Source organism: Macrococcus sp. S115, assembly GCF_030067655.1.
GTDB classification, from domain to species: domain Bacteria; phylum Bacillota; class Bacilli; order Staphylococcales; family Staphylococcaceae; genus Macrococcoides; species Macrococcoides psychrotolerans.
The window spans coordinates 1-25,021 of record NZ_JASJES010000010.1 but is presented as its reverse complement, the minus strand read 5'-3'; the positions used below and the strand labels follow the sequence as shown (position 1 = coordinate 25,021).

Genomic DNA, 25,021 nt, shown 5'->3' with positions numbered 1-25,021 from the left:
ACGTCACCCCCCTAGTATTCCTGAAGTTCTAAAACTCTTTAGTCCTTTTGTTGATAAATCTAGACCTAAGTTCTTTATTCGCTCGGTATTTCCTTCTACAAATCCATCTACAACCTCTCTGCCAAATCTACTTCTTGCTTGATCAACAACGTTATGCAGTAGAAAAAACTGGTTTGCAAGCTTCTGTTTTTCTCCGATGGTTGCACTATCAAACTCTTTTGCTATTTTTTCCATCATAAAGATATAATTGTCCATTATATTTTCTAGCGCATACACATTAATCATTGATGCTGCACAAGTATCACACGATGGTCTTTCACCGTATTCATTCTCATATTTACATTCAGCATAGATACATTGATGGTATCTCTGTTTTGAAGGAAGCGATCCTGTTAGGGATTGGTAAAAAAGGGCACGAAGTCCTTCCATATCAAACTCTGCGAGGTATTTTAATACATGCTCCCTTTCTGTTGTGATTCTGTTAATTAATCCTGCGGTCGCTTCAATTTTAAAAACATCACCGAATTGCTTATTTACCTCTAACATTCTTTCCGTTTCGATACTTTTGTTTGTTTCAGTGCCAAAAAGTATATTCGTTAAGGTTTGTGTTACAAATCCAAATTGATTTCTTTCAAACAATTCATCCACAAGATTCTTCACTTGTTCGTTAGATAGCTTAATATAATGGTTAATGGTTGTTTGATCTTGCAAGTGGCTTCTTGATACTTGTGATTCTTTTAACCCTTTCCCCATATGTCTAAGCACTGACCAGATTAGAGTGTTAAGAGTTCTATTCATCTTTCTGTTTTCAAATTTAAATCCATTAGTAAACTCTGAAAAGAAATCTTTATGTGGATTATATTTTTTCACTAAATGACCTGATAAATCTATTAAGGTAGAACTACTATCCAATGTTGCTCTTCTACGAAACTCACAAATACTTATCGCAGTTGCAAAAGCAACTTTGAGTGGCTCACCAATAGTAAATATTCCTTCAGCACTTACATCTGTTTTATTTATTTTTGTTACATACCTGCTAATTTGATAAATGATATTGTTTGCATCCTCCACCGAAGGATCATTTCTCTTTAACCACTCCAAGTTTTCAATTGAGGTAGTTGATAGATCAATTCTTGGAATTTGTGATAGTACGGTACTATGTCTCCAATTATTTGTTAATTGAACTAGAATATATAACCAGCAACTGTCGTATCGTTTATACTTTGTATAATTCATGCTTTGGATTAACTCAGTAACATCTTGTATTGCTTTCTCTTTATGAAATCCTACACGATTGGTATATTTGTATAGCTCATGATATTCCTCTAAAGAATAAATATCCGTGGCTACTTCCTTAATTCTTTTAAAGGTTCTTGGGTCATTTAATTCATCTACGCTATACGGTAAAGGTAATCCTTCCATAGTAAAAGTTTCAAGCATTTGTTTTAAGAAATAATAGAAATCCCCTTGATAACTTCTTCTAATATTAGGTGTATCGTTAAGAAATTTACTATTGATTTCTTTTCCAGAATAGGAGTATATTTCTTTATTAAAAGTAGTGAATATTATTTCCGTACATCTGGCAAATTGATTAGTTAGAAATGTAATTCTATTCTTATCAGACATCCTAGTCCTAAGAAGGTATTTTTCAACATACTGATACCATAATAATTTTGTGTTTTGCTGAGTTTTTGTAAATTTAATATTTAACACTTGCTCAACTTTGAAAAGAAAATCTTCAAAAGGATCTTCTATCGACATAGAATTCATATCCAAATAAAGCTTATAATCCGCCCATAGATTATCAATTTCGTTTTTTTCATAGAGTTTCATTTGAACACCAAAGTGTGAGATTAATAGCAGTGGGGGATCAACTTTTGTTACCTTTATTCGAACCTTATCTTCTCCGCCTTTTATATATTGCGCAAAAGCATTACTATATTTCGCTTGAATTTGCTTCGCTGTGTAATAATTGTTGCTATATTTTTCAATAAGCCTTGCTTGTTCAGAAAACAATTCGAATACGTGCTCTTTTTCAAAAAGCATTCTGTCTCCATATTTATCTGACACGAATAACAACTTTTCTTTAATTAACCTTTGAGTAGTCGCATAAGAACAATTTAATTTTTTCATAACCTCATCAAGTGACAAATAGTTGTGTTGATTTTTATATTTTTCGAAAGTATGAGTTCTCCACCCCCATTGTCCCTTGCCTGCCACTGTGTTTATTATCTCAGTTAGTTCTTGTGCTATTTCTATTGAAACAAAAACATCTAAATTTCCACCAAGTATAATTTCAGTTGGGTTTAGTTTTTTATAATATTTGTGAATTGTAGCGTCGCTAACAACTTTTTTTAGTTTTGCCTTGAGAGATGCCTTTGGTACATAATTTCTAAAAAAACGTTTTACATCTTCTTTCAAATATAAGTTTTTAATATTTTTATCATATTTTTCAACGTAATATTTTTCTCTGAATTCGACCTTTGAAATCTTACATTCAGCTGGTAATTTTGATATGGATTCTTCTAATTTGTAAATAAAATAGTAATTATTGGGCTTCTTATTAAACTTCTCTTCGGCTATCTCGTAGATTGTCATGTAATCGTTAAAGTTAATTTCTAAGTCCTGACCCAAATTCTTGAACCTCCTTCCACATTTTATTATTTATTGGCATATTTAAGTTTGCTATATTACTAGATTGATCTGGAGAGAGTAAGCCTAAAGCCTTTCGAATATTATAAGTGGCAGTTATAATATCAAAATATGACTCCATTGATTGAGTAGATCTATCACCTCGTAATACGGCCGTCTGTTTTTCATTAAATCCAGCATCTAAACACATGTTTGTAAATACTCCTCTCCCTATATGAGAGCGCCACTTTGTTTGAGAGAAGTCTAAATAATCCTGATATCTACCTTCTGTACCTAATAACATCCCTAAATAAGCATTCTTTAATTTTAAAAAGCGCTTATCATACGTGTCGGCAGACATTGAATTTCCTTCCGTATTATAAAACAATGCATTAGGCTGTTTAGGTCCTTTCACCTTTTTAAGTACCACTTCCATATGATTTTTATATAGATAATTTAAAATTGGATCAATAAGACATGATTGGTCTCTTGGATTTTTCACCTGCATTGTTGAAACATCCTCAAACCTATTAAATAAATCAAGTTGACGATCCCTGACAAGTATCACTAATCCTTCAACACCATAATCTTGCCCATTTTGCGACTTTAAAGCTGTTCTAGTCAGGTTTACGACTTCACCTTTACGTAACCCTCCAAAAATTTGTAAAGCCACTCCAAATGCTATATCAGGTACTTCATGCTTTGCTACGTAAAGTATCTCTCGAATATATTGCAAACGAATAAAGATTCTGTTCTCGTTAGATTCATGATTTTGAGGAACTAAATCTTTTCTTTTAATCTTCTCACGTAAAAGAGTTTCATCTGTCTTCTTGTAGGTAAAGTCTATTTTATAGACTTTTCTGATTTCTTTTCCTGTTCTTACTGAAACTAACTTGAATCTGGGCTTATGCTTTAATACTTTTTCATCCCATAAGTACTTATAAAACTTGGATAAAAAGTTCTCTTTCATTTCTAAAGTGCTATTCTTATTTGATTTTTCATCTACACAATATTGTAAATAAGCATTAGCATGACACTCTTGTAAGTCAACCAATCCTTTGATTGCAGTATAATTTAACGCTTCTTGATTCACTTTATCTAATACAAAGTTCAAGAAGGGAACAATAATTTGCGCCACAGTTAATTCAGTATTTACTGAACCCGAGTTTCTATGGTATTTCTTATACAAAAAATGGCTTATGGGATGAGGGAAAACTTCTTTTGTTTCTCTATCCTCTAGACCAATAATAAATGAAGGTGTACTTACAATTTCTCCACCTTGTTTTCTATTGTATTTTATCGCCTTCCAGACGAATCGATATTTTGCATTATACATTTTATCCCCTCCTCCAAACCTTTAAACCGAACGTTTATTCTTGTTTTTAATTTGGACGATTTCTGTTTAAAAGTCAATCAAATTCGGGTTTAAAATAATATTTATTCAAAGAGAACTCACTTTTTAATTTAAACACAAAGAACCTGTTTTAAAAAAGTCTAATTTAAAACAGGTTCTCTCTTCACCAAATGCTATAGGATTTTTATAAAGCGATTAATCATTTCTTCCGCCTAAGATTAGATAATGATTAATTCTAACATCTAATTGAACTAATGCACCCTTTAGTTAAAGAGTAATCCTTCACAATCTCTCTTACTGCTATACAAGCGATTTTTACTTATGTGGAAACCGAATTATGTGGGAACGTGTCAACGAAGGCATCAACCACCTACGAACTTATCACTCCCAATGCTTCCTTTGCCATATGTTCATATTCCTCGATGCCTGACACTAATGCAAACTCAGCAATTGAAACTGGGTATGCTGCGTCAAGTTCAATAATATGCTCTTTCATCTTAGGCCAGTAATACCCACCAGCTTCTTTATAAGCAAGAATTAGGGCATCTAACCCTTCTTCACCAAAAGCTTTAAAGTTGAAAATAAAGTCATTCGAAATGTCTGTAACTTTAGCTTCAGTCCAGTCGATTAATCCGGTCACATTAGCATCTTTATCAATCATGGTATGTCCGGCATGTATATCTCCATGAATCAGACCAGTTTTCTTAGGCCACATATCGTCATCATTCACCCATGTTTGCCATCTGTTCCATAGATTCTCACCTACACCAAACTTTGCTCTTACCGCATCCATACGCTGCTTCATTGACATTCTTGCTTCTTCTGGTGTGTGTACTACTAAGTCAAGTTCCACGGCTTTATCACTCGGTATGCTATGAATCTCTGCTAACACTCTTCCAAGAGACTTGTGAAAAGATTCTGGAACATTGTTAATATCTATTTCCCAAACATAGTTCCCTATATTATGATCTATAGTTCCTGCTGGTACGCCATCTAGCTTCTTGTAAGCTATTAGCTCATCTGAGTAAATAATCCAATTTGGCGCCTGAAAAGATTTTCCATACTTATTAACCAAATCTAATGCTTGTTTTTCTACCTTTGTTCTAGGCATAACATCTTCCCGCCTAGGCAATCTAAGAACCCACTCCGTACCACTTTCATCTTGGGCAAATACAACTTGAAAATCCAGTCCGGATTCATTAAACTGTATTGTTTCTTCCTTTAAAATTAGATTATATTTTTTAGCTATTTCCATAACTTGTTTCATTTCTTTACCCATTCAAATCACTCCTATCTAATTTTTAAAAATTTCGGTAATAAATTTGCTGCATGCTTTGATATAGAATTAATAATTTCATCCCAATCATTATAGTTAAGCTCATGTCCAGAACCATCTAAGGTAACTAATACAGCATTTGGTATAATCTTAGAGAGATGAACTCCATGCTCGTATGGAATAATAGGGTCTTCTATTCCGTGAATTACCAATGTAGGAGCGTTTATTTCAGCAGTTCTTGATAAATATGAACCCCATCCCCTTATAATTCCGTGATTATCCCTACTCTGTAAATTACTAGCCCTATCAAATTCTTCTTCATTCAGTCTTCTTATTTTTTCTTCATCAAATATATGTTTAGAGCCTATAAGAACTTTGCTTTTTTTAATAAAGCACTCTATCACTTCATCTTTGTTTTGCCAATTTTTGATTTTAAGCTCACCTAAAGCTTCTGTTACTTTACTATCCTTTTTAGGAAGGCTAGGGTCAAAATTTGATGTCATAACCAATGAAATAGTAAGCACCCTGCTTGGGTGTTTAAGAGCTACTATCTGCGTAATAATCCCTCCCATAGACATACCGACTATATGAGCCTTATCAACCTTATACGCATCTAGTACCTGAATTGCATCATCAGCCAAGTCCTCAAAAGTATACTCTGGATGGCCATACTCGTAAGTAATTGATTTACCTACATCCCTATTGTCATAGCGTATAACATGAAACCCTTGATCGCTTAATCTCTTACAAAACTCTTCCTCCCACCAAATCATTGATGTAGTAGCTCCCATAATTAACAAGATAGTTGGATTATTAATATCTCCAAAACTCTCAGTACAGATATGAACATCATTAAAACGAATTATTTTTTCTGTCATGAATTATCACCTTTTTTAGTACTTTCATCTGATTAATACTTACCTAGACCAAATAAGACCGAGTAATTCGATCAGCAACAGCTTCGAATAATAACTCCCTAATCATTTCATAATTGTATTCCAGTAAATCTCCCTTTTGTGAGCCTATTAATAAAGCTGCTCTTAAAACGCCAGCAATTACGCTTGGTTCTTCGTCGATAATCTCCTTAGAATCTTGACGTGACCTGATAAAGTCCATAAGAGGGGTGATACTTCTAAGATTCTCTGATCCAACATACTCTGGATTTAGCTTTCTTGATACAAGCTTGTACTCCTCGAGATCGTAAATCAGCCTTTGAGTTAAAATCTTATTTTCTAGCTCCAAAGCCATCTCATCTAAGTATATTTTTATAGCTGAACGTATATCCTCAGCAGCTAAAACCTTTGGCCAAACCTGATTTTCAATTTGCTCTCCCTCATGTGATAACAACTCCATATATAGCATTTCTTTTGATTGGAAAAATACATAAAAAGTACTCTTCGCAATGCCAACAGACGAAGTTATATCCTCAAGGGAAGTACTCTTAAAACCCTTTTCAACGAAAAAACGATATGCCACTTCAAATAATTCTTTTTTAATCCTTTCTTTTTCTAATTGTGTGAATTTAGCCATAGTCCTAAACCTTCTCTTATAAAAACATAAAAACAAGTTTTTCATTTGTTTTTATGTTAGCATAATGTGCATTAAGAAATCAAGGCATACTTAATTTGATTATTCTCATACAGTAAAGTAATGGAATAATATTTTCAGTAAGCTTCATCAACTAAACTGCCCCTATAGCGAAATGGTGCTCTCCTTTATTCAAGATAAGCACCTGTTACTTCAATAACCCCCCTTCGTTATTTATATTAACTCCAAAAAGTCAGTCGTGACCAATAAAAGATAATAATATAAATCATGGTTGTAAAAATAAAATCATATCCACAGTCCTCTCATGATGGTTATAACATATTTTAATAAGATAACGATTATTTTAGTAATTCTAATCTTCCAACCGAGAGTTCTACTATGCAATTTTTTATTTGTGACAGATTTGTCATGTTGCATTATATTACATCGATGGTTGGTAATCCTATTCAGAGGTATAGTATTGACATTGAAAGGGGACTAAGCAAATGAATACAATTATTCAAACGAAAAACTTATCTAAATCATACGGAAAGACTCAGGTCTTAAAAAATATAGATTTAGCTGTTGAAGAAGGTGAGTTTACCGCAATTATGGGTCCATCTGGATCAGGAAAAACAACATTAATGAATACATTATCCACGATTGACACATTTAATGGCGGGAACATTTGGATTGAAGGGACCTCGCTATTGGAAGTAAAAAAGAAATCATTACGTGAATTTCGTCAAAAGCGGATGGGGTTTATTTTTCAAGACTATAACCTACTAGATACGTTGACAGTAAAGGAAAATATTCTTTTGCCACTCTCATTACAAAAGACACATGTTGAGGAAATGGAGAAACGACTATCCAATATCATTCAACCGCTAAACATTGAATCGATCTTAAATCATTATCCATCTGAAATATCTGGCAGGCAGAAACAGCGTACTGCTTCGGCACGTGCTATTATTACTAACCCAGCGATTGTCTTTGCTGATGAACCTACAGGTGCACTTGACTCTCGCTCTGCAACACAGCTACTGGAACAAATTGAATCACTTAATCAAACATTTAAAACAACGATAATGATGATTACACATGACCCCTATGCTGCAAGTTACTGCCAACGTGTCATTTTTCTACGAGACGGTAAGATTGTAAATGAGCTGTTCAAAGGAGAACAAACCCAAAAGGAATTTTTTGATCGCATCCTCACCTTTCAGAGCACTCTAGGGGGAAATCGCAGATGAAATTATTGGATTTATCGTGGCGCAATGTCAGACGGAATTTTAGAATTTACTCCATCTATCTTATTTCGATGATTATTGGAGTAGTTATTCAATATACTTTTTCATCTTTAATCTTTAATGAGGATGTTTTAGCTGCATTAGAAAATGAAGAAAATTTTCAGGTAGGGCTTATAGCAGCATCCATTGTGGTGTTTTTATTTATTATTTTTTTCATACTCTACGCTAATACATTTTTTATGAACCAACGTAAAAAGGAATTTGATTACGCTGTTCAACTCGATGGGAGTACTAAAAATTTCCCAAATGATATTGCTTTCGAATCTCAGGATGAACATATTCAGCATCAAATTGAAACATTGATTCATGAATCAAACCACCCAGTTATCACTCATGAAACGATTGAAGGGATCTTAGTAAATCCCGTTACAAACAGAGATGTTGCCTTTGAACAATCGGATTATCTCACAGAAGATATCCTTTTATTTTCAGAGACCCAATTTAACGATATAGTTGCCTTACGCGGTGATGACCAGGAAGTTAACCTGCATGGCCAAGAGGCTATTGTTCTTTCAAAAATAGATACACCCAAACAGTTCACACAGGATGATCAATCAGAATTCACAGTAAAAGTAGGAGATGAGTCTACTTTTCACCTTATAGAAAGAAAAGACTATGCACTACTTGGCCCTGCCAGTAATTTGAGTAACACCAATGTTTTTCTTCATCTTGCTATATTCATTATCTCGGATGAAGCGTATGCCACTATACAAAATAGTCAGAATACCCAAATGTATGAACTATACCAAATTGAAAATGCTAAAGATGCGTCAGCTTTATCAGCACAAATACAAGCGATTGTTTCGCAATCACCTGATATCTATTATTCAGCTTTTGCGGACGGCTATGCTATTCAAGCTGAATCTTCAGCATTATTACTGTTTACAGCAGCTTTTCTTGCCGTCATCGCTGTATTTGCTTTAGGAAGCATTATATATTTCAAACAATTACGTGAAGCAACAGACGAACAAAAACAATATGCTATCCTGCGTAAAATTGGTGTTAGTAACACTGAAATGAAAAAAGTCATCCGTAAGAAACTGCTTTTTGTCTTCTTGCCTCCACTTATACTGGGAATGCTGCATAGCTTGTTTATTATGAATTACTCTATATTCGAGGAAGTGAGAGACTTCCCACAGCTCACTTCTATCATGTGGGCAATACTAATTATTTATTTTGTTATCTATTTCTTGTTTTACGTGTCGTCAACCAATCTTTACTATAAGATTGTTAATCAACAAAAGTGATAAAAATAAAGCAATGACTGATATTATTAGTCATTGCTTTTCCTTATTCATAAACAAAAAAGGATCATCATCTTTTGGAAAATGGATAATATATTCTGTGTAGGAACTAACTTCAGATGTACAAGTAATATAGTGACCAAGTTTATTGGATAATTGTTGTGCTAAATATAGGCCCATCCCTGTTGATTTAGAGTATGTTCGCCCCGTTTCACCTGTAAATCCTCGGTTAAATATTCTTGGTAGCTCTTGTGGTGTAATTCCGATCCCATTATCTCGGATGATGAGTTGTTTTTCTTGTGGGGTTTCATTGGTACCAATCAAAATTTCTCCACTGTTGTCCGTATACTTCAAGCTATTGGTTAAAAGTTGATTTACTATAAATTTCAACCATTTAGAATCACTTTGTACGCTCATCGATTCAGAGGGCAAGAGGATTCGAACTTTTTTAGAAATAAAAGTTTTGGAATGGTCTCTCACCGTATCTTTCACAATGCCAATCATATCGCAACTCCCTATACTATAATCTTGATTAAAACTATCTAATTTAGCATAATAAAGAGCTTGATCAACATAATTTTCAATTTTCTCGATTTCTTCCCTTAAACTATTCGCATCTATATCCGTTTGTTGGATTAAATGGAGGACAGCAATTGGCGTTTTGATTTCATGAAACCAAGAAACAATAAAATCATAATGTTCTTTTTGTTTCTCTTGAACAGCATTCATTTCTCGTATATGCTCTTTTCTCATCTCATCCATTAATTGTTGCATCTGCTCAGCTTCTAGAGATAATCTGTCAAATGCCTCATGATCAATATTGTGGATTGCTCGTACATTTTGTTGATAGCGAAATACTAAAAATCCAATCAATACAATCGTGCATAAAGCAAAGGCATATAAAAAGGTTCCCCAAGTGAAATTTATATTAACATCAAGGAAAAACACAGTAGCCATGAGCATGAAACCTATTAAATAGACGCATATATAAGACTTTTCATACCGTAAAAACCGAAAAAAAGTCATTCGATAATATACCCCATTCCTTTACGGGTAACTATAAAATCATTCAACCCAAGACTAGCAACCTTTCGACGTAAACGATTCACATTTACTGTCAGTGTGTTATCATCAACAAATTGCTCTTCATTCCACAATGCCTGCATTAAGTCATCTCGTGATACGATTTTCCCAATCTTGCGCATCATTAATTGTAAAATAATAAATTCATTGCGAGATAGCTCTGCGCTCTGTCCCTTATATTCAGCCACCGAATTGCTTATATTTAATTTCAAACCCCGATGGATAAGTTGTACAGATTCTTCATCTCGATAGGAATAATTTCTACGTAAAAGTGCTTTTACTTTGGCAACAAGTATATCTAAATCAAACGGTTTTTGCACAAAGTCATCCCCGCCCATATTAATAGCCATAATAATATCCATGTTTTCGTTTCTAGAAGAAAGAAATATAATAGGGACTTTGGAAACTGAACGAATCTGCTGACACCAATAAAAACCATCCAATGTCGGTAAATTGATATCCAATAATACTAAGTGTGGCTGGACCTGTTCAAACTCCGTTAACACTTGGTCAAAATTTGTAACCTCAATCACATCATACTTCCATTTGTGAAGCACATCGGAAACGATTCTTCTAATTTTTTCATCATCTTCTACCATCATAATTTTATACATGAAATCACCCATCAGTGCTTTAAATTATAGCATGCCACTTTATAACTGTATCCATTTATATTCTTTAGAATTTATGTACCTTTTCAAAAGTATATCATAATTAAAATAGCGTTACATAAAAGTCGTTTTTATTTAAAGTTTACCATATGTAAATTCCATAGTATTCATCAAGGTAAAGAATATGAAACACTAAAAGAACTTGCTTAACAAAATCCCTGCCTTACGACTAACCCCTTTACTACTATGCTCTTATATTCTAATTGGAATCCAAGTATATCTATATAAAACCATTTCGACTTCTCAATGTACTTAACTGAAAACTCTGGAATTAAAGAGTTGAATTTTATTCTCTCACTCACCTTCCTTTTTGTATTAAGCACCCGATAGCACAATAAGTTTTTTTCTATTCATTCATATAATGTAACAGTTTTTCGAAAAAATCATTGCTAACGGTTAACTGATACTGTTTTTCAACAAGATTTCGAAATTCCATAACGAGAAGCAAAGAGTTCTTATAGGCTTCATATAGTTCTAATTCATTTAATCGGGCAGTAGTCTTTTTAAACTTTTCATAGTTTTCAGGACTAATTTCTTTTTCAAGATTCTTTGTCATATTAAACCAATTATCGGCATTTTCTTCCGCAATTCGAATGAGTTGCAGTATATTTTTTTGTAATTGAGATAAAATTTCCAGTGAACGTGCATATTCCCCTCTTTTAAGAACATTAATCCCCATTAACCATAGGTTGGAAAAATTATTCAATAAAAAATTTACGTTTTCTTCTGTAAGTCTATTTGGTCCCGAACCTTCCAACCCTGATAAATACAATTCTAATTGTCCTGTTTCATCATAAATAAACATTGCTTTTGTGTCAGGAATGTAGCCTGATTCTTTGAATGAAGGAATAATATTCATTTCGCTTTCGGAAAGGAAATGAAATTCACCACGTATTAGATTTTCAAAAATTACTACTTCCGTACCGTACTCATTTTGATAGAGTAAATGGTAGGAAGCGACTTCATTTAGCCATTTTGCTGAATCAAAGGTGGAAATTGTATCATCTTTCAGAAAAACATAATATTCTATATCAGAGTATTGATCTCCCTCTCCTTTTGTAAAAGACCCATACATCATACAAGCAGATATTCGTTCATCTGACTGGACAAGTTCCTTAACCCTTGCCATTAGTTCTTTTTGTTTTAACAATTCGATTCCTTCTTTCTTTATTTTGATTCTGGGAGAATAATAAAAAATCCTCCCATATAATGTTGGAAGGATTAGTCATGTCACTCTTTACGATACTCAAATAAAACTAAGTAGCCTTTTTAGCTATTCAGTCTTACATTTATTTAGTATATGAAAAAATGGGCAAACTAATCCTAAGTTTTTAAACTGAAATATACTATTTCAATTGTTAAAAATTAGATTAGTTCTTCATTGTCCACCCATCTCTCCTTTCGATTAATAGTATATTAACACTTCATAGTTCAAAGTACAAGTTGTTGTGAAGAAATACACTTAAACTATCCTGCCCGTTTAGCTTAAGTACATTTTTTCACAAACCCAAGAAAAATCTTTAACTTTATACCTATTATTCCTTTTTTATTCGACTTTTCCTTTCATATAGTCGAACATTTATATGTCCTATTCCTTCTTGGCAAACAAGGTGTTAGAATGTTTTTTCAAGTCAAGAACCTACTTTGAACAATATTATCCATATAAAATTATGACTGTTTTCATTAATAATCCTACTTTCTATTCTAAAATTTACTTAGCCCCTGAATTGGGGCTAAATATTAATTTAATTCCATCTTCTTTTCGTGTGTGCTTTCTCTCGATATATTACTTTCTTTCATATTATCAATAGATTTTTGATATATATCAGGAACACCATTTAAATCTGCATCAATTTTCACTTGTTCCATAACTGTCTTATTATTAAATACATTAAAATCCCCATCAAATAATTTTTGATGAGGATTAGTATATACTTCATAAGTAAATGCTTCTATATCAAAATCATTACTCTTTATATTCTTTGATAATACTTTAAGAGGCATCACTTGGTTAGTTTCTTTTATATGAATGATTGGTTGTTTAAAATTCCCATCTATATCTAACCCCACTGTTTTAGTCTTAGATAGTTCATCCAATCTTTTTACTAAATACGATGGTTTAGATATTTCTGTAGTCTTTAGTGCAATCCCTGTTTTAGTATTTGATTTAATAGGTAAATATGATTGAAGTTCTTTAAATTCTTCAAAATCCATAGGGTAGTTTCCATCTAATGAAATATTATCAATAACCGTTACATTTTCCATTTCTTTTAAAAACTCCTTAGAAATATTTTCTTCAATTCCATTTATAATACGAGATGACGTATGCTGTATATCCTTTAAAGATGATTCTACATCTTTTATGTTCTTTAGATTATCAGTCCAGCTAGCTATATATGGAATTGTTTGTTCAGACGTATCAATACCAAAATGTTTATTAACAACAAAAGATGTTAATTCTGCTTCTAATTCTTTTACGTTTAGTCCCTTATATTCTTTAGCATAGGTACTTTCTTTGTTATGCATTAGTGCATGTGCTGTTTCATGTACTAATGTCATTATATTTTCACTTTCAGTATTTAAACTATTAAGTGCAATCTTATGATTGAGTGGTTCATAGTAACCTTTTGCAGTACCTAAACCATTTACGCTGAAATTTTCAACGCTAACAGGTATTCCTAATTTCTCTAAGTATTTTATATTAGCTTTTTTAATTTCTAATGCTAACTTTGGATTATCTAATTTCAAATCTATTCGAGCATTTGGATATACCTTCGGATAATCTTCTGGTTTCGCATTAGTTTGTGTTAAATCATAAACCGGTGCTAGTTTATAGAAAGTTTTTTGCACTGTTATAATTTCTTTATTTTTTACTTTCTCTCTTTCTTCTTTAGTAGCATACTTCAATTGTTTTAAATTATCATTTCCAAGTTTCATATAAGTAACTTTATTTGGAGCTAGTATTTTTATCGGCTTTTGATTTTCAAGGATATCGAAACCTAATTCTTTAAACTTCTCTTTTGATGCTACAAATTCTGCACCTGGATATTGATTTTTCATCATTCCTATATTTCTAGGCGAATAATCGTACATATTTGACATAAACTCAAAATATTCTTTGACATCTTCTACATTCATTTTATGAAATGATATTTGTTCAAGTGCATCATCAGCCCATTTTTTCTTTTCTTCTTCTTTTGCTTTAGCCCAGGATTTTTTATTATATGCCATAACTAGTCCTCCACTATTTTATTTTCTGATAAATCAACTGTTACAAATATTTGTTCTTCAGATTCATTGATAAGTTCATAATATTCTTTAGTAGTACTCACAATAATTTCTTTTTTTAATAACGGACTGTAGACTTGAACTTTAAGTTCTTCGTCACTGACAGCAACAACTAAACATTGATCTAAATTCATCTCACATACCTCCTGTCAAAAAAATTTTAATTTTAATCAATATAAAAATCTCGTAAATCAAAATTATCAAATAACCAATCTGTAGGTTCGCTGTTGCAATATTCTATCCAGCACTCATCTATTGAATTATTTTGGTCTAACCTGTAATGCACAGCTAGAGCTTTATCACCTTTAATCAAATCAATGCAAGTACTATTTGTTAAATGCTGAAGGATTACTATTAGTCCAACTAACCTTTCTTTTTCATATGATTCTTGAAATTCTATAATTGTTTTTTCATCTCTGTTATTTTCATAGTTGGTATAAAGTACATAACGTTTTTTCATTGTCCTCACCTCCTTTCAAATAAAAAAATTCTTTTAGTTTAATCCAACTAAAAGAATTTTTATCTACCATATTCACTTTCATATCTCTGTCTTTCTAAATCTCTCTGAATATTACTTTGTAATTTATCATGTTCAAACTCTAACTCTCTATTCCTACGGTAACTTCTAAATGTACTTCTGACAGCTTGATTAACTTTAACAGGAGTAATAGGAGGTTTAAACTTTATTGTTCCATTAGATTTTGTTTTTAAATTTCCATCAATATATTTATTCCTATCAACTAATCTTGAATTTTTCACTTTAGTTTTTTCATTGTTTATATTTCCATTATAATTTTTATAAGTCATACTCTTATTCTCTTTTTTTAATTCTTTAAGTAATGCATTCCCCATTCTTCCTTTTAAATCTTCTAATTTATTTTTCGATGGGTCTTTATATCTATTATCTTTTCCTTCACCATATAGATCTTTGTAGAAATCTTCCTCATCTTTTAGTAATTTAGTATATACCTGATAATCTTTTTTATTATTAGTTTTAATATAGTTCATTGTATAGTTATCTATTAAAGGTCTTAAGTTTTTCATTTCTTTATTATTATATTGCCACTTACTTTTTTCTTTCGGTAAGTTTTTTCTGATTGTATTTAGCAATTTTATTTGAGATGTTTTTGAATCATCTAACTTTATTGAATGATGTAAAGATGTTCTTAAGTCGCTAATAGCTTTCATATCTTTAGAACGATCTATTAATTTATTTGCAAATACACTTTTCATATTATCAAGCGTTTTTTTCTTCAGCTTTGCTTTAGGCTGTAATTCAAACTCTCCTGTAGGTTCGTAATGTTTACTACCAAGTTTTTTCATTTTCTCTACCATAACAATTGGTCTTGTATTTTTCATTTCGACGATTGAAGTATGAACATGAATATTGTCTGTATCATAATGTATCTCACCACACCATACAGCCGAGCTATCTATTTTTTCTTCCTTCAACATAGTTCTAATAGAAGATCTTACAGCTTCTTTTATTTTTATCTCGTTTAAAAAACCTGTTTCTTCATCATAGAGTTTATGTTTTTTTAAAAATTCATTATCAAACGAATAGACATTCCCCCAGAGAACACTACCGTTTTCTTGGCCTTTATTAAATGCTTCTTTCATTACTTCTTTTTCGTCAGAAGTAAAATGATTAGTATCATCTCCAAATAATCCTGAAGATTTTATATTTTTATTCATATAATTTATATAATTTCCAAAATTGATATTAGGAGGATTATCATAAGTATTATTGATAAACTCAAATAATGTTTCATCTCCACCATTTTGTTCATAATCATAAAATTCAGATAATACTTCTTTTTCATTTTGTATTCTTGTATTTTTTTCTTCATACCTCTCATAATAATCAATAATTCCGCTGTAGTTCTTTTTATTATTTCCAACAACAAAATTCGAAATGACTACGATACCAGCCATTCAATCACCTCATTTTTTTAATCAAAAAACATTTCCTCTTTTTTATTTTTTGTTTGTTCTTCAATTGCATTTTCTACTAATTGTTTAGCTGCATTGTATGATGTTGACAAATTTTCAGTATAAGAAAAGTTAGGTACTAATCCCTGAGTATCTAACTGCATCGTTAACATCTCTAATACAATACATAAATTTTTATCCATGATATTCATTTTCTTTTTAAAATCATAGTCTTCATTGTTAAAGGAATCACTCTTAAATAAAACATATTCAAGAACTTCGTTCATGGTTTTTAAATTTTTTTCAGCTTTTATTTTATGCAAAACTTCATCAACACGATCATCAATATACCAAGTTCTTCTGACACCCATTTCATTTCCTCCCCGTATACTTTTTCAAAATATTTTTTTTATTTCTTCTGTATAACTATTAATTTTATTTGTTTGTTCTTCAATGACATCAATTAATTTATTATTACTAGCTACGACATTCTTTAAAATCTCATCAACTTCTTGTTCTCTCAATTTAAAATTGTCGTGTATCAATGCTTTCTCTAGTATGATATTTATTAATTTATTTTCTGAAATCTCTTTTTCACTACTCAAACTTTTTAACTTTGCTATTACTAACGGATCTTCTATTCGTATTGTTCTTTTAATCATCTCATCTCTCCTACGCTAAAATTATTTTTAGATTTATTTTTACGTATGTATACTGTATGCATACGTACGAGTTATGCATACGCATATTGTATGTATGCATACAGTATGCGTATAGGTATGTTTTATATGCATACACTATACATATAGTGGTGGCACAAAAATTTAAGGGTAAATAACTCGGCACTGCCGAGTTCACCACGTTTTGGCACAGCCAAAACATCAAAGTGGTGGCATTACCCCTTATGCTCATGTTTTAAATTCTTAAAAATCAGTAGAGATTTACACTCCACACAAAACTTCAACCCCTTTGATGTTGCGCTTTAAGATGATATCTCTGAAATGTCATCTTCGATTTTTATCATTTTGTTTCTCAGGTTTAACAATTCTTCGTTATAATTTGAGATTTCTTTTTCTTTTTCCTGAATAGAATTCTGCAATTCACTGATCTTTGCTTCAGCATTTATTTTTTCATTTTCATCAAGAACATTGAGTTCTTTTTGTATTGAAGTGATTTGCTTTTCAGTAAGTTTAATCTCTTTTTGCTGAGTATCTATTTTCTTTTCAACACTTTTTTGTTCATTTTTGTTAAAAGATAAATGTTCATTCAGACCTTCTTTTACATAAAAAGATTCAGATTTTAATTTCAATTTATCATCAAATATTTTCTTTGGTGTATCAATATATAATGATAATTCACTAGCTTTATTTTCTTTGTCCTGTGTAATAACATCTTCTTTCATTTTTAAAACAGTCCTTACAAGATGATTTCTCTCTACATCTTTAACTGAAACAACCAGGTAATTCTTTGTAGGTAAATGAAATTCTGTTTTTAATTTTGTTGTAATATCATCTTGATAGTTAGCTTCTGTTTGAAAATTTTCTTTAGCAATCGGAATATAATTTTCATTACTTTTATTATTTTTAAAGTATACCTTTGCAATTAATTCTTTAGTATCTGGATTATATTTCTTTTCAACAAGATAAAATGTATAATCATTTAAACTTTGGCCTTTATACATCTTTGTAGCCAGTTTATTTCCATCTTCTTTAGTAAAATAGCTATAAGCCCAAAAACTAATGTAAACTGCTATCAAAATAAAAAGGACCTTTTTATAAAAAGGCCCCTTATCTCTACGAGATTTATTTGCGCTAAATAAATTCATACTATAATCTCTCCTATACATTTAATTAAATATTTGTTCAGCTTTTATATCTGATACTGGTGATATTGATACTATTTTTTCAATTTTCCATTCATTATTTTGTTTAATATATGTCGCTTTCATTAAAAAATTCCCGACGGTGCTATCTTCACCAATATGTGATATTGTTTGATAAGTTGTTATACCTTCAGCTTGGTTTTCTCCGTTCTCTTTAATATATGTTCTAATATTTTCTGTATCAATACTCACTTCTTTTTGAATATATCCTTCGGTTACATCTTTATTCTTTTGTTGATCTATATCTTCAGTACTCAACTTACTTATATCATGAATATAGTGATTTTCAATTAAATAATCTTGTGCTTGACCCGTTGTATATGATTTTAATCTTTCATTTGTTTTTTCAATATCTGAGCTATCATTTAAAGTTTTTATAAAATCTTCAGTAAATGATACCAAATATTCTTGTGCATCATTTTTGTTTACAGTTGTTGGTTCTTCGATAGTATTTTTTTCTTTAGTAGCTGAAAAATTTTTTTCAGTTTTTTCATTAAGTTTTTCAAAATTTTTGATTTTATTTTGAAGTATTTCATTTTCTTTTTCTACATTATTTATTTTAGAATGTGATATGAAGTACCCGATACACAACACGATTGATAAACCTATAATTATAAATCCTGATAATTTGTTATTCATATTAAACATCTCCTTTTTTATAATCCACAGCCGAGACTACCTTTGACATTAAATTTTTTCTCCAATGGACTGAACCAATCAACAGCTGCACTTATAGTATATTGATTATTTTTTAGTGCATCTAAATGTAAATGTGGACCACTTGTATAACCTGTATTACCAGAAAGTCCAACTTGCTGTCCTGCTTTTACAGTATCACCTTTTTTTACTAACACGCCATTTAATTTTAAATGTCTATAGTTCATATATAAGGTTGGATTGTCTTTAGAGATTACAGTGACGTGATTATCTTTACCTAATAATGAGCTTGACAATCCACCAACCGTATATCCATTTACTGCCTCAACTACCTTACCGTCAGTGATTGCGTATATTGGTGTGCCTTCTGGCAATGCTATGTCTATTCCTGGATGACCAGGATATCCTCCGATTTTACAAGTAACACGATTCAAAAGTTTTGGATCAATGGGCGAACCAATTGCGTTTCCATCTAATGTTCCACCAGATGCCTGTGATAAATATCGCATAACATGTTCAACATATTTAGGATCACCATAACTTGTCCATCCTGTTTCTTTTGCCATTTTCTTTGAAAACTGTTGTGCAATATCTTCAGAGAACTTTGAGCCTTTCTCAAAAAAGAAATCTAAAAATCCTCCACCAAAATTGTAACTTTGTAGTGCTGCTTTCCAATTGTCATCTCCAATTTTTTTTGCTTTAGATTTATTTAACACTTCTTTATATGCCGACACTCCTGCTTTAATTGATTCCGTCGGACCTATTGTATTTGGTGGTAGTCCTTTGCTTTCTGATGCTTGGAATATATCTGAGACACTTCCTCCACTTTCCTGTGCACAAATTGCTAGCATGACATTTAAATGACTTTCATCTACACCTTGAGATTTAAGTTCTTTTTTTATTCTGTCTGAATGTTTGGTACATCCTTCAGGTAAAGCTACTCCGTCAATCGTACCCATAGATGATGATTGTTCTTGTTCATATCCTTCATTTGATCCACCTAGAAATAAGAGCATACAAATTAGAACTATCGGGACAGCAGTTATCAAAGCAATTGTAAAAGGTGTAGATGACGTTGCAATTCCTGCAATCCATAGCATTATTTTTTTTCTTGTTGCTTTCTTCAATTTATTTTTTAGAAATTCTATCATTTAATATCCTCCAATAAAAAAAGACACCCTTAATAATAAGAGTGTCTGTAAATTTTATTGCCCCCCACTGAATCGACGCAATTGTTCTTCTGATACATCATTGTGGAAAAGCGTATTGTTTGCACCTTGTATGCTTACGATTGCTTCACCTTTTCCTAGCGTTGGAATGATTTCGTACTCACTTTCTTTTATTGTTTCTCCTAATACATCTCTTACGGAATCAATATCTGATCTATCAATCTGAAAGAAAAATTTATATTGCGTTAAGGCAAATATTTGTTTCAGTTGCGTTGTTGCATCATTATTACTGTTTTCAGGTAGTAACTGCTTAGGCGATTGTGTCGCAAAAATAACTCCTGCAAGATACTTACGCATTTCTTTCATAAAATTAACAACGAATTCAACTGTATTTAAGTTATTTACATTTACGATATTTTGACATTCATCAATGAATACCATAAATCTTCTAGCGTTACGAGGATCAATTTTACCGTCTTCTATCATCTTCTTATATTTTTTCCCGTTCTTTAAAGCTTGTGACCAAATTAAAGATAAGGCTACGAATAACTGACATCTAAATACGTTTGGTGATAACTTTTCAAGCTGCTCTATGTTATAAAATACAATCTGTTCTTCGTCCATGTTAGGGACAGTCGTGTGGCCATCAAAAACACTACCATAAACATTAATCATATTGTCTAAAGTTGTTAATATTTTTTCTTTAGTTACTCGTTTTTGACTTGTCATCTTAGATTCATCCAGGTTATGAATAAATGCTCTAAATTCACTCAGTATTGGATATTCTTCTGGTTTGTGCCCTGTAACTACCATTTGCTTTCTTTTACTTCTATCAGCTGTCCATAATCCTACGTGAATATAAAAATCATTAAAGTAACCTACACAATCCATTAAATCTGTATCTGTTAAGTCACCATTCATCAATGACATCTGCATTTGAAGTTTTGATAAATGTTGAGTGTAACAGGCTTCTTCATTAATCATAAGATCATAACCTTCAATATCTGGATTATCTTCTTTGTCATACGTTGCTGTAGGCAATATTTCAAGCATGTTAATCATGCCTTGTGAACCATCCAGTGATATAATCTTTCCTCCCTGTTCACGTACAACTTGTCTGAAGTCTCCTGCTTTATCAAAACCTCTAATGAAATGATTTCTAGCAAATTGTTCTTCTTCAATCACTTTTAGAAAAGTAGATTTACCACTCCCCATCATCCCAAAGACAATCGAATTAAATGACTTTCGAACGTTATCGACTTTGAATAGGTCTAGGTATACAGGACCACCTGTTTCAGTTGTACCGATAAATGCACCATGTTCATCGTTGATTGACGTATGGTCAAATGGATAACCACCTCCAAGGGTTGATGCTGGAATATGTTGTCCTTCTTTAAAATTCACACCATGCACTTGTTCTTGTCTCCCATACTTCATAATCAAGCTTTGCCAGTTTTCTTTTGTCTCAAAGTTCATTACTTGTGATTTTATACCTCGTGCCTCTAAATCAACACGTATACGGTGAATCTCATTATCTAACTGTTCAAGTGTTGGTTTATAAATAAAAATTCTTACAGTTACTTTCTTAATCTGTTCTCCAAGATCATTAATCATGTGTGATATACCTAAAAGTGTCTGATACTTATCTGTAGATGAGCTTTTTGTCATCGCATCTGCTTTTTTATCCTGGATACGTGCTGACTGTTCAGAAATTGATCTCTTTAAATTTTCTATTACCTGTTCTCTGTTTGCTGTAGAGATATCTTGAATAGCGATAACACCTTCACGATTTACGATGTGACGCATCCAGTTGTCATATACTCTTGATGGATATTCATATATCGTTAAACATGCTTCATACCCATCACCCTTTTTGATATAGTTTTCATGAAATGATATCCCCCCTTGGGGTTGTGTTTTAGCAATAAGTTCTAAATCATAATTATCTTCTACAAAATCATCAATTTTTTGTTTAATAATCTGTTCATCTTTTTTCTTTAATCCAAACATTTTCATTCTCCTTTAATTAAAAAAGTCGTGCACCTCTAAGAGATACACGACTTTCATTTATTATGTTACATAAAACATATATTATACTTTATGCTTTATGTGAAAAGTATTTTGTTTTATAACTATTATTTATATACCTCTCGATATATTTATCATTAATTTTAAGTCCATTCATCAAGATTAATTCTAACTCATTTATATCAGCGGTATATGCAAGTATTAATATATCTAACTTATGTTGTATAAGGTTATTTTTAATAAGTTCATCTAAAGTTAAACTAAATACTTCTATTTCATCTTTATTTAAATACTTAGCATTTGATATTCTGTGATTACCATCAATAACTGTACTGACTGGAATCATCAAACCTTTCTTAAAGAACATAGATCTGGCTGTGAATAAGTCTTCAACTATAATTATCGGATCTTGTTTTACTTGAATTATATTCTTTGCTGTATATGTAATATAGTCACTATAATTTGTTCCAAATAATTTTGTTGTGATTTTTAAAGTTTTTTTATTGCTAGATTTTATATATTCTTTTATTGTTCCTATATTAAATTCAAAATCATAAATAATATTTCCATATTGATCTATTCGATCAATATTAAAATACTCTGTCTTTTTAAATTTATTCCTCCTTATTTTAAACCGTTTTTCTTCCTTTCTTATTAACTCATACCACTGTCTAATAAATTCATTCAATTTTAAATTAGAAGTATAATTATGATATTGTAGTCCCACATTATAGTTTATAGACGCTTCATCTATAATATATTTTTCTTTGGTCATATAATGTATTTTCATAATAAAATACTCCTTTTAGGAATATTATACATTATTTATAAACTTTATTAATTGTTTTATAAGACTTAAAACTTCCAAATAGTTTTAAATTTATACTTTTTTTCTTTACTTTATTATTTTTTTCTTTTTCACTTACTTCTAAAAAATAACTATCATAAATATTATCCTTTTTCATATTAATAACTCCTTGTATTAAATATATTGTGTGTTCATATTATTCAATTGAAACAGTACATTCGTTTTTTTCTTTTGTGATAGAGGATTCTTCCTTAATAAGCCTCCTGAAGTCTGTCTGATATTATCTTTAACAACAGACATCCCTTTTTTAGTATCTGCATATACAAATACATAATGATCCATCTCTTTATGTGTTTTTGCTGAAATTTGTAAACGTCTGATGTTATCCTGTTGATATGCACGTTGTAACGGATTTGTAGTCGTTTCATATTTATGTAGCCAATATAGCTGTTGAGCTTCAGAGTCCGAAGGATATTTAAATGAAATGACTTTGATATCTTCTATATTGATACGATAAAATGATGCAAGCTGTGTCATTAGCTGCGCTTTTTCATCTGCGTTGATTGTATTTAGTGCATGTGTTTCAAACTGATATATTTCTGCATAAGTGTTATCTTCTAATAAAAGATAACCTTCTTTTGTTATCTGTTTATAAGGGATAACATGTAATATATTTAAATCAATCGTTCTATCTTTATTTTTCTTTCTTTCATTTCTATCTCTCTTAATCGCCACTTTTTTTGGATCGACAAAACCTGACATTCGTTACTTCATCTCCTTTTTAATATATTTCGTATAATCTAAACTTCTGTAACCATTCTTATCCATCCTGAACATAGACGCGATTACTAAATACATCGGTTTATCAGGATTCGTTTTAGGCTTTGCAATTGCAATTCCACCTATAAGAAATTGAATAATTACAATAATAGTTGTAAGTATTGGGCCACCATCTATAAAGTTTGCTAACATGAAACCCAAAATAACGAATATAATAATGACAACAATATCTTTTAACGTTGTTTTTCCGATGATTAAAATATCTGCTTTCATATCCTTTGGTATTGTATATCCTTGATTTTCAATATTTTTACTCATTTTTTCCTCCTATTTATTTCAGATAATAAAAAGGCATTTGCTAACGCATCAGATAGCAAATGCCTTTTAAACATTTTTAATGATATAATATTAAAGCCGTCTTTACTTCCATAGGCGAGTTCTTATGGAAGGAGGTGATCTCTGTGGAAATAATCTTTGTTGACATTATTGCACCGATTATTGTCGGTGTCGTCCTTGCGTTGTTTTCTCACTGGTTAGAGCAACGTAAGTCGTAAGACGGCATACCAGCACCTAAAACCAGCACCTAAAAAACCCCCTAACTGGGCAAACAGTTAGGGGGTTCGGCGTTTCTGTGAAAATAATCTTTGTTATCATCATTATATCTTAATTAATAGATATTTACAAACATGGATTACATCTTTGTAAATATCGTTGTACCGATTATTGTTGGTGTCATCCTTACGCTGTTTTCTCACTGGTTAGATCAACGTAAGGGGTAAGGCGGCATATCAGAACTTAAAAACCCCCTAACTGTTCACAGCAGTTAGGGGGTTCGGTGGTACTATGGAAATAATAATTGTTAATATTATTATAGCTTATCCAGTCTTATTTTACAAACCCATACTAATCCATGGACTATATCCTTGTTAATAATATTATACCTATCAAATTTTACAATAGCATAAAGTATAATATATGCTTTATGTTTTATTCTTTATCTATTCCTTTAAATAAGTGTTTGTACCATGTTTTTGAACAGTGACTTTTTCAAGTTGTTGATTTACATGTTGAAATGCTGTTCTCTGCTCTTGTGTAAAGGTTCCTGTATTTTGCTGTATCACTTTTTCAAATACTGCTCGTTCCTGGTTAGTCACTTTTAATGGTGATGATATTACTTTCTCCATAATCTGTCTTTCTTCAGTGTTCATATTTGATCCCTGTGATTGAACGAATGACTGCATAATTGGTTTTACATCAGATGATACTGTGCTTCCCAACTGCTGATTTACTTGCTGAAACGCTGTACGTTGTTCTTGATTCATATTACCTGTATTTTGACTGACAACTCTTTCAAATACCTGTTTGTCTTGACTTGTCGCTT

General features: G+C 31.4%; 26 protein-coding genes and 1 pseudogene. 4 read left to right on the top strand and 23 right to left on the bottom strand.

Going from position 1 to position 25,021, the window contains the following annotated elements:
- Positions 1 to 3 precede the first annotated feature (3 nt).
- The 5 genes from QNJ52_RS10370 to QNJ52_RS10350 form a co-directional block, all read right to left on the bottom strand.
- Positions 4 to 2,634: a helix-turn-helix domain-containing protein gene (locus QNJ52_RS10370; RefSeq protein ID WP_025785301.1), complete on the bottom strand. Its 2,631-nt coding sequence runs from the start codon at positions 2,632 to 2,634 to the stop codon at positions 4 to 6.
- Positions 2,612 to 3,967, bottom strand: a complete 1,356-nt coding sequence (locus tag QNJ52_RS10365) for a hypothetical protein (protein ID WP_025785300.1) — start codon at positions 3,965 to 3,967, stop codon at positions 2,612 to 2,614. Before QNJ52_RS10365 ends, QNJ52_RS10370 begins: the two co-directional genes overlap by 23 nt.
- A 388-nt stretch (positions 3,968 to 4,355) precedes the next feature.
- Positions 4,356 to 5,264, bottom strand: coding sequence for an Mph(B) family macrolide 2'-phosphotransferase (locus QNJ52_RS10360; RefSeq protein ID WP_104844537.1), 909 nt, complete (start codon positions 5,262 to 5,264; stop codon positions 4,356 to 4,358).
- An 11-nt stretch (positions 5,265 to 5,275) separates the two neighbouring features.
- Positions 5,276 to 6,139 (bottom strand): alpha/beta fold macrolide esterase, encoded by an 864-nt coding sequence (mle, locus tag QNJ52_RS10355; protein WP_025785298.1) that lies wholly within the window; start codon positions 6,137 to 6,139, stop codon positions 5,276 to 5,278.
- Positions 6,140 to 6,182: 43 nt separating this feature from the next.
- Complete coding sequence (locus tag QNJ52_RS10350; RefSeq protein WP_025785297.1) at positions 6,183 to 6,791, bottom strand: TetR/AcrR family transcriptional regulator; 609 nt, start codon at positions 6,789 to 6,791, stop codon at positions 6,183 to 6,185.
- Between the two features lie 503 nt (positions 6,792 to 7,294).
- Here QNJ52_RS10350 and QNJ52_RS10345 point away from each other — a divergent pair.
- Positions 7,295 to 8,041, top strand: coding sequence for an ABC transporter ATP-binding protein (locus tag QNJ52_RS10345; RefSeq protein ID WP_025785296.1), 747 nt, complete (start codon positions 7,295 to 7,297; stop codon positions 8,039 to 8,041).
- Complete coding sequence (locus QNJ52_RS10340) at positions 8,038 to 9,345, top strand: ABC transporter permease (RefSeq protein ID WP_025785295.1); 1,308 nt, start codon at positions 8,038 to 8,040, stop codon at positions 9,343 to 9,345. The genes QNJ52_RS10345 and QNJ52_RS10340 overlap by 4 nt, the downstream gene beginning before the upstream one ends.
- Positions 9,346 to 9,375: 30 nt before the next feature.
- Here the strand turns inward: QNJ52_RS10340 and QNJ52_RS10335 are convergent, their stop codons facing one another.
- From QNJ52_RS10335 to QNJ52_RS10255, 17 genes are all read right to left on the bottom strand, one after another.
- Positions 9,376 to 10,299: a sensor histidine kinase gene (locus QNJ52_RS10335; protein WP_283722532.1), complete on the bottom strand. Its 924-nt coding sequence runs from the start codon at positions 10,297 to 10,299 to the stop codon at positions 9,376 to 9,378.
- 65 nt (positions 10,300 to 10,364) lie between these two features.
- Positions 10,365 to 11,039 carry a response regulator transcription factor gene (locus QNJ52_RS10330; protein WP_101152101.1) on the bottom strand — a complete coding sequence of 225 codons (675 nt, stop codon included), beginning with the start codon at positions 11,037 to 11,039 and terminating at the stop codon, positions 10,365 to 10,367.
- 403 nt (positions 11,040 to 11,442) lie between these two features.
- Positions 11,443 to 12,246, bottom strand: a complete 804-nt coding sequence (gene lnu(G) / locus QNJ52_RS10325; RefSeq protein ID WP_025785293.1) for a lincosamide nucleotidyltransferase Lnu(G) — start codon at positions 12,244 to 12,246, stop codon at positions 11,443 to 11,445.
- Between the two features lie 590 nt (positions 12,247 to 12,836).
- Entirely contained in the window at positions 12,837 to 14,327 is a 1,491-nt protein-coding gene (locus QNJ52_RS10320) for an ImmA/IrrE family metallo-endopeptidase (RefSeq protein ID WP_101040780.1), read from the bottom strand.
- 2 nt (positions 14,328 to 14,329) lie between these two features.
- Positions 14,330 to 14,518 (bottom strand): hypothetical protein, encoded by a 189-nt coding sequence (locus QNJ52_RS10315; protein ID WP_041636563.1) that lies wholly within the window; start codon positions 14,516 to 14,518, stop codon positions 14,330 to 14,332.
- A 32-nt stretch (positions 14,519 to 14,550) separates the two neighbouring features.
- Complete coding sequence (locus tag QNJ52_RS10310) at positions 14,551 to 14,844, bottom strand: hypothetical protein (RefSeq protein ID WP_012655855.1); 294 nt, start codon at positions 14,842 to 14,844, stop codon at positions 14,551 to 14,553.
- A gap of 59 nt (positions 14,845 to 14,903) precedes the next feature.
- Positions 14,904 to 16,319: a MobP2 family relaxase gene (gene mobP2 / locus QNJ52_RS10305; protein ID WP_283722530.1), complete on the bottom strand. Its 1,416-nt coding sequence runs from the start codon at positions 16,317 to 16,319 to the stop codon at positions 14,904 to 14,906.
- Positions 16,320 to 16,336: 17 nt separating this feature from the next.
- Positions 16,337 to 16,687 (bottom strand): hypothetical protein, encoded by a 351-nt coding sequence (locus tag QNJ52_RS10300; RefSeq protein WP_012655853.1) that lies wholly within the window; start codon positions 16,685 to 16,687, stop codon positions 16,337 to 16,339.
- Between the two features lie 24 nt (positions 16,688 to 16,711).
- Positions 16,712 to 16,978 carry a hypothetical protein gene (locus QNJ52_RS10295; RefSeq protein WP_041636562.1) on the bottom strand — a complete coding sequence of 89 codons (267 nt, stop codon included), beginning with the start codon at positions 16,976 to 16,978 and terminating at the stop codon, positions 16,712 to 16,714.
- Between the two features lie 320 nt (positions 16,979 to 17,298).
- Entirely contained in the window at positions 17,299 to 18,141 is an 843-nt protein-coding gene (locus QNJ52_RS10290; RefSeq protein ID WP_101143434.1) for a hypothetical protein, read from the bottom strand.
- 21 nt (positions 18,142 to 18,162) lie between these two features.
- Positions 18,163 to 18,837, bottom strand: a complete 675-nt coding sequence (locus QNJ52_RS10285; protein WP_101143433.1) for a hypothetical protein — start codon at positions 18,835 to 18,837, stop codon at positions 18,163 to 18,165.
- A gap of 17 nt (positions 18,838 to 18,854) precedes the next feature.
- Positions 18,855 to 20,006, bottom strand: coding sequence for a lysozyme family protein (locus QNJ52_RS10280; protein ID WP_101143432.1), 1,152 nt, complete (start codon positions 20,004 to 20,006; stop codon positions 18,855 to 18,857).
- Between the two features lie 54 nt (positions 20,007 to 20,060).
- Positions 20,061 to 22,034 carry a VirB4 family type IV secretion system protein gene (locus QNJ52_RS10275; RefSeq protein WP_159372549.1) on the bottom strand — a complete coding sequence of 658 codons (1,974 nt, stop codon included), beginning with the start codon at positions 22,032 to 22,034 and terminating at the stop codon, positions 20,061 to 20,063.
- Positions 22,035 to 22,122: 88 nt separating this feature from the next.
- Positions 22,123 to 22,842 carry a hypothetical protein gene (locus tag QNJ52_RS10270; protein ID WP_159372528.1) on the bottom strand — a complete coding sequence of 240 codons (720 nt, stop codon included), beginning with the start codon at positions 22,840 to 22,842 and terminating at the stop codon, positions 22,123 to 22,125.
- Positions 22,843 to 22,873: 31 nt separating this feature from the next.
- The gene (locus QNJ52_RS10265; protein ID WP_159372529.1) at positions 22,874 to 23,017 is read right to left on the bottom strand and encodes a hypothetical protein; all 144 of its coding nucleotides are present in this window, start codon (positions 23,015 to 23,017) and stop codon (positions 22,874 to 22,876) included.
- 17 nt (positions 23,018 to 23,034) lie between these two features.
- Positions 23,035 to 23,622, bottom strand: a complete 588-nt coding sequence (locus QNJ52_RS10260) for a hypothetical protein (RefSeq protein WP_159372530.1) — start codon at positions 23,620 to 23,622, stop codon at positions 23,035 to 23,037.
- 3 nt (positions 23,623 to 23,625) lie between these two features.
- Positions 23,626 to 23,958 carry a DUF5592 family protein gene (locus QNJ52_RS10255; protein WP_101143429.1) on the bottom strand — a complete coding sequence of 111 codons (333 nt, stop codon included), beginning with the start codon at positions 23,956 to 23,958 and terminating at the stop codon, positions 23,626 to 23,628.
- A 143-nt stretch (positions 23,959 to 24,101) separates the two neighbouring features.
- Here QNJ52_RS10255 and QNJ52_RS10250 point away from each other — a divergent pair, with 143 nt between their 5' ends.
- Both QNJ52_RS10250 and QNJ52_RS10245 read left to right on the top strand, forming a co-directional pair.
- A complete protein-coding gene (locus tag QNJ52_RS10250; RefSeq protein ID WP_159372531.1) occupies positions 24,102 to 24,194 on the top strand; it encodes a type I toxin-antitoxin system Fst family toxin in 93 nt (30 codons plus the stop codon).
- 132 nt (positions 24,195 to 24,326) lie between these two features.
- Positions 24,327 to 24,419 carry a type I toxin-antitoxin system Fst family toxin gene (locus tag QNJ52_RS10245; protein WP_133453477.1) on the top strand — a complete coding sequence of 31 codons (93 nt, stop codon included), beginning with the start codon at positions 24,327 to 24,329 and terminating at the stop codon, positions 24,417 to 24,419.
- A gap of 219 nt (positions 24,420 to 24,638) precedes the next feature.
- Here QNJ52_RS10245 and QNJ52_RS10240 read toward each other — a convergent pair.
- Positions 24,639 to 25,021: pseudogene (locus QNJ52_RS10240) on the bottom strand (pLS20_p028 family conjugation system transmembrane protein); the annotation flags it as partial.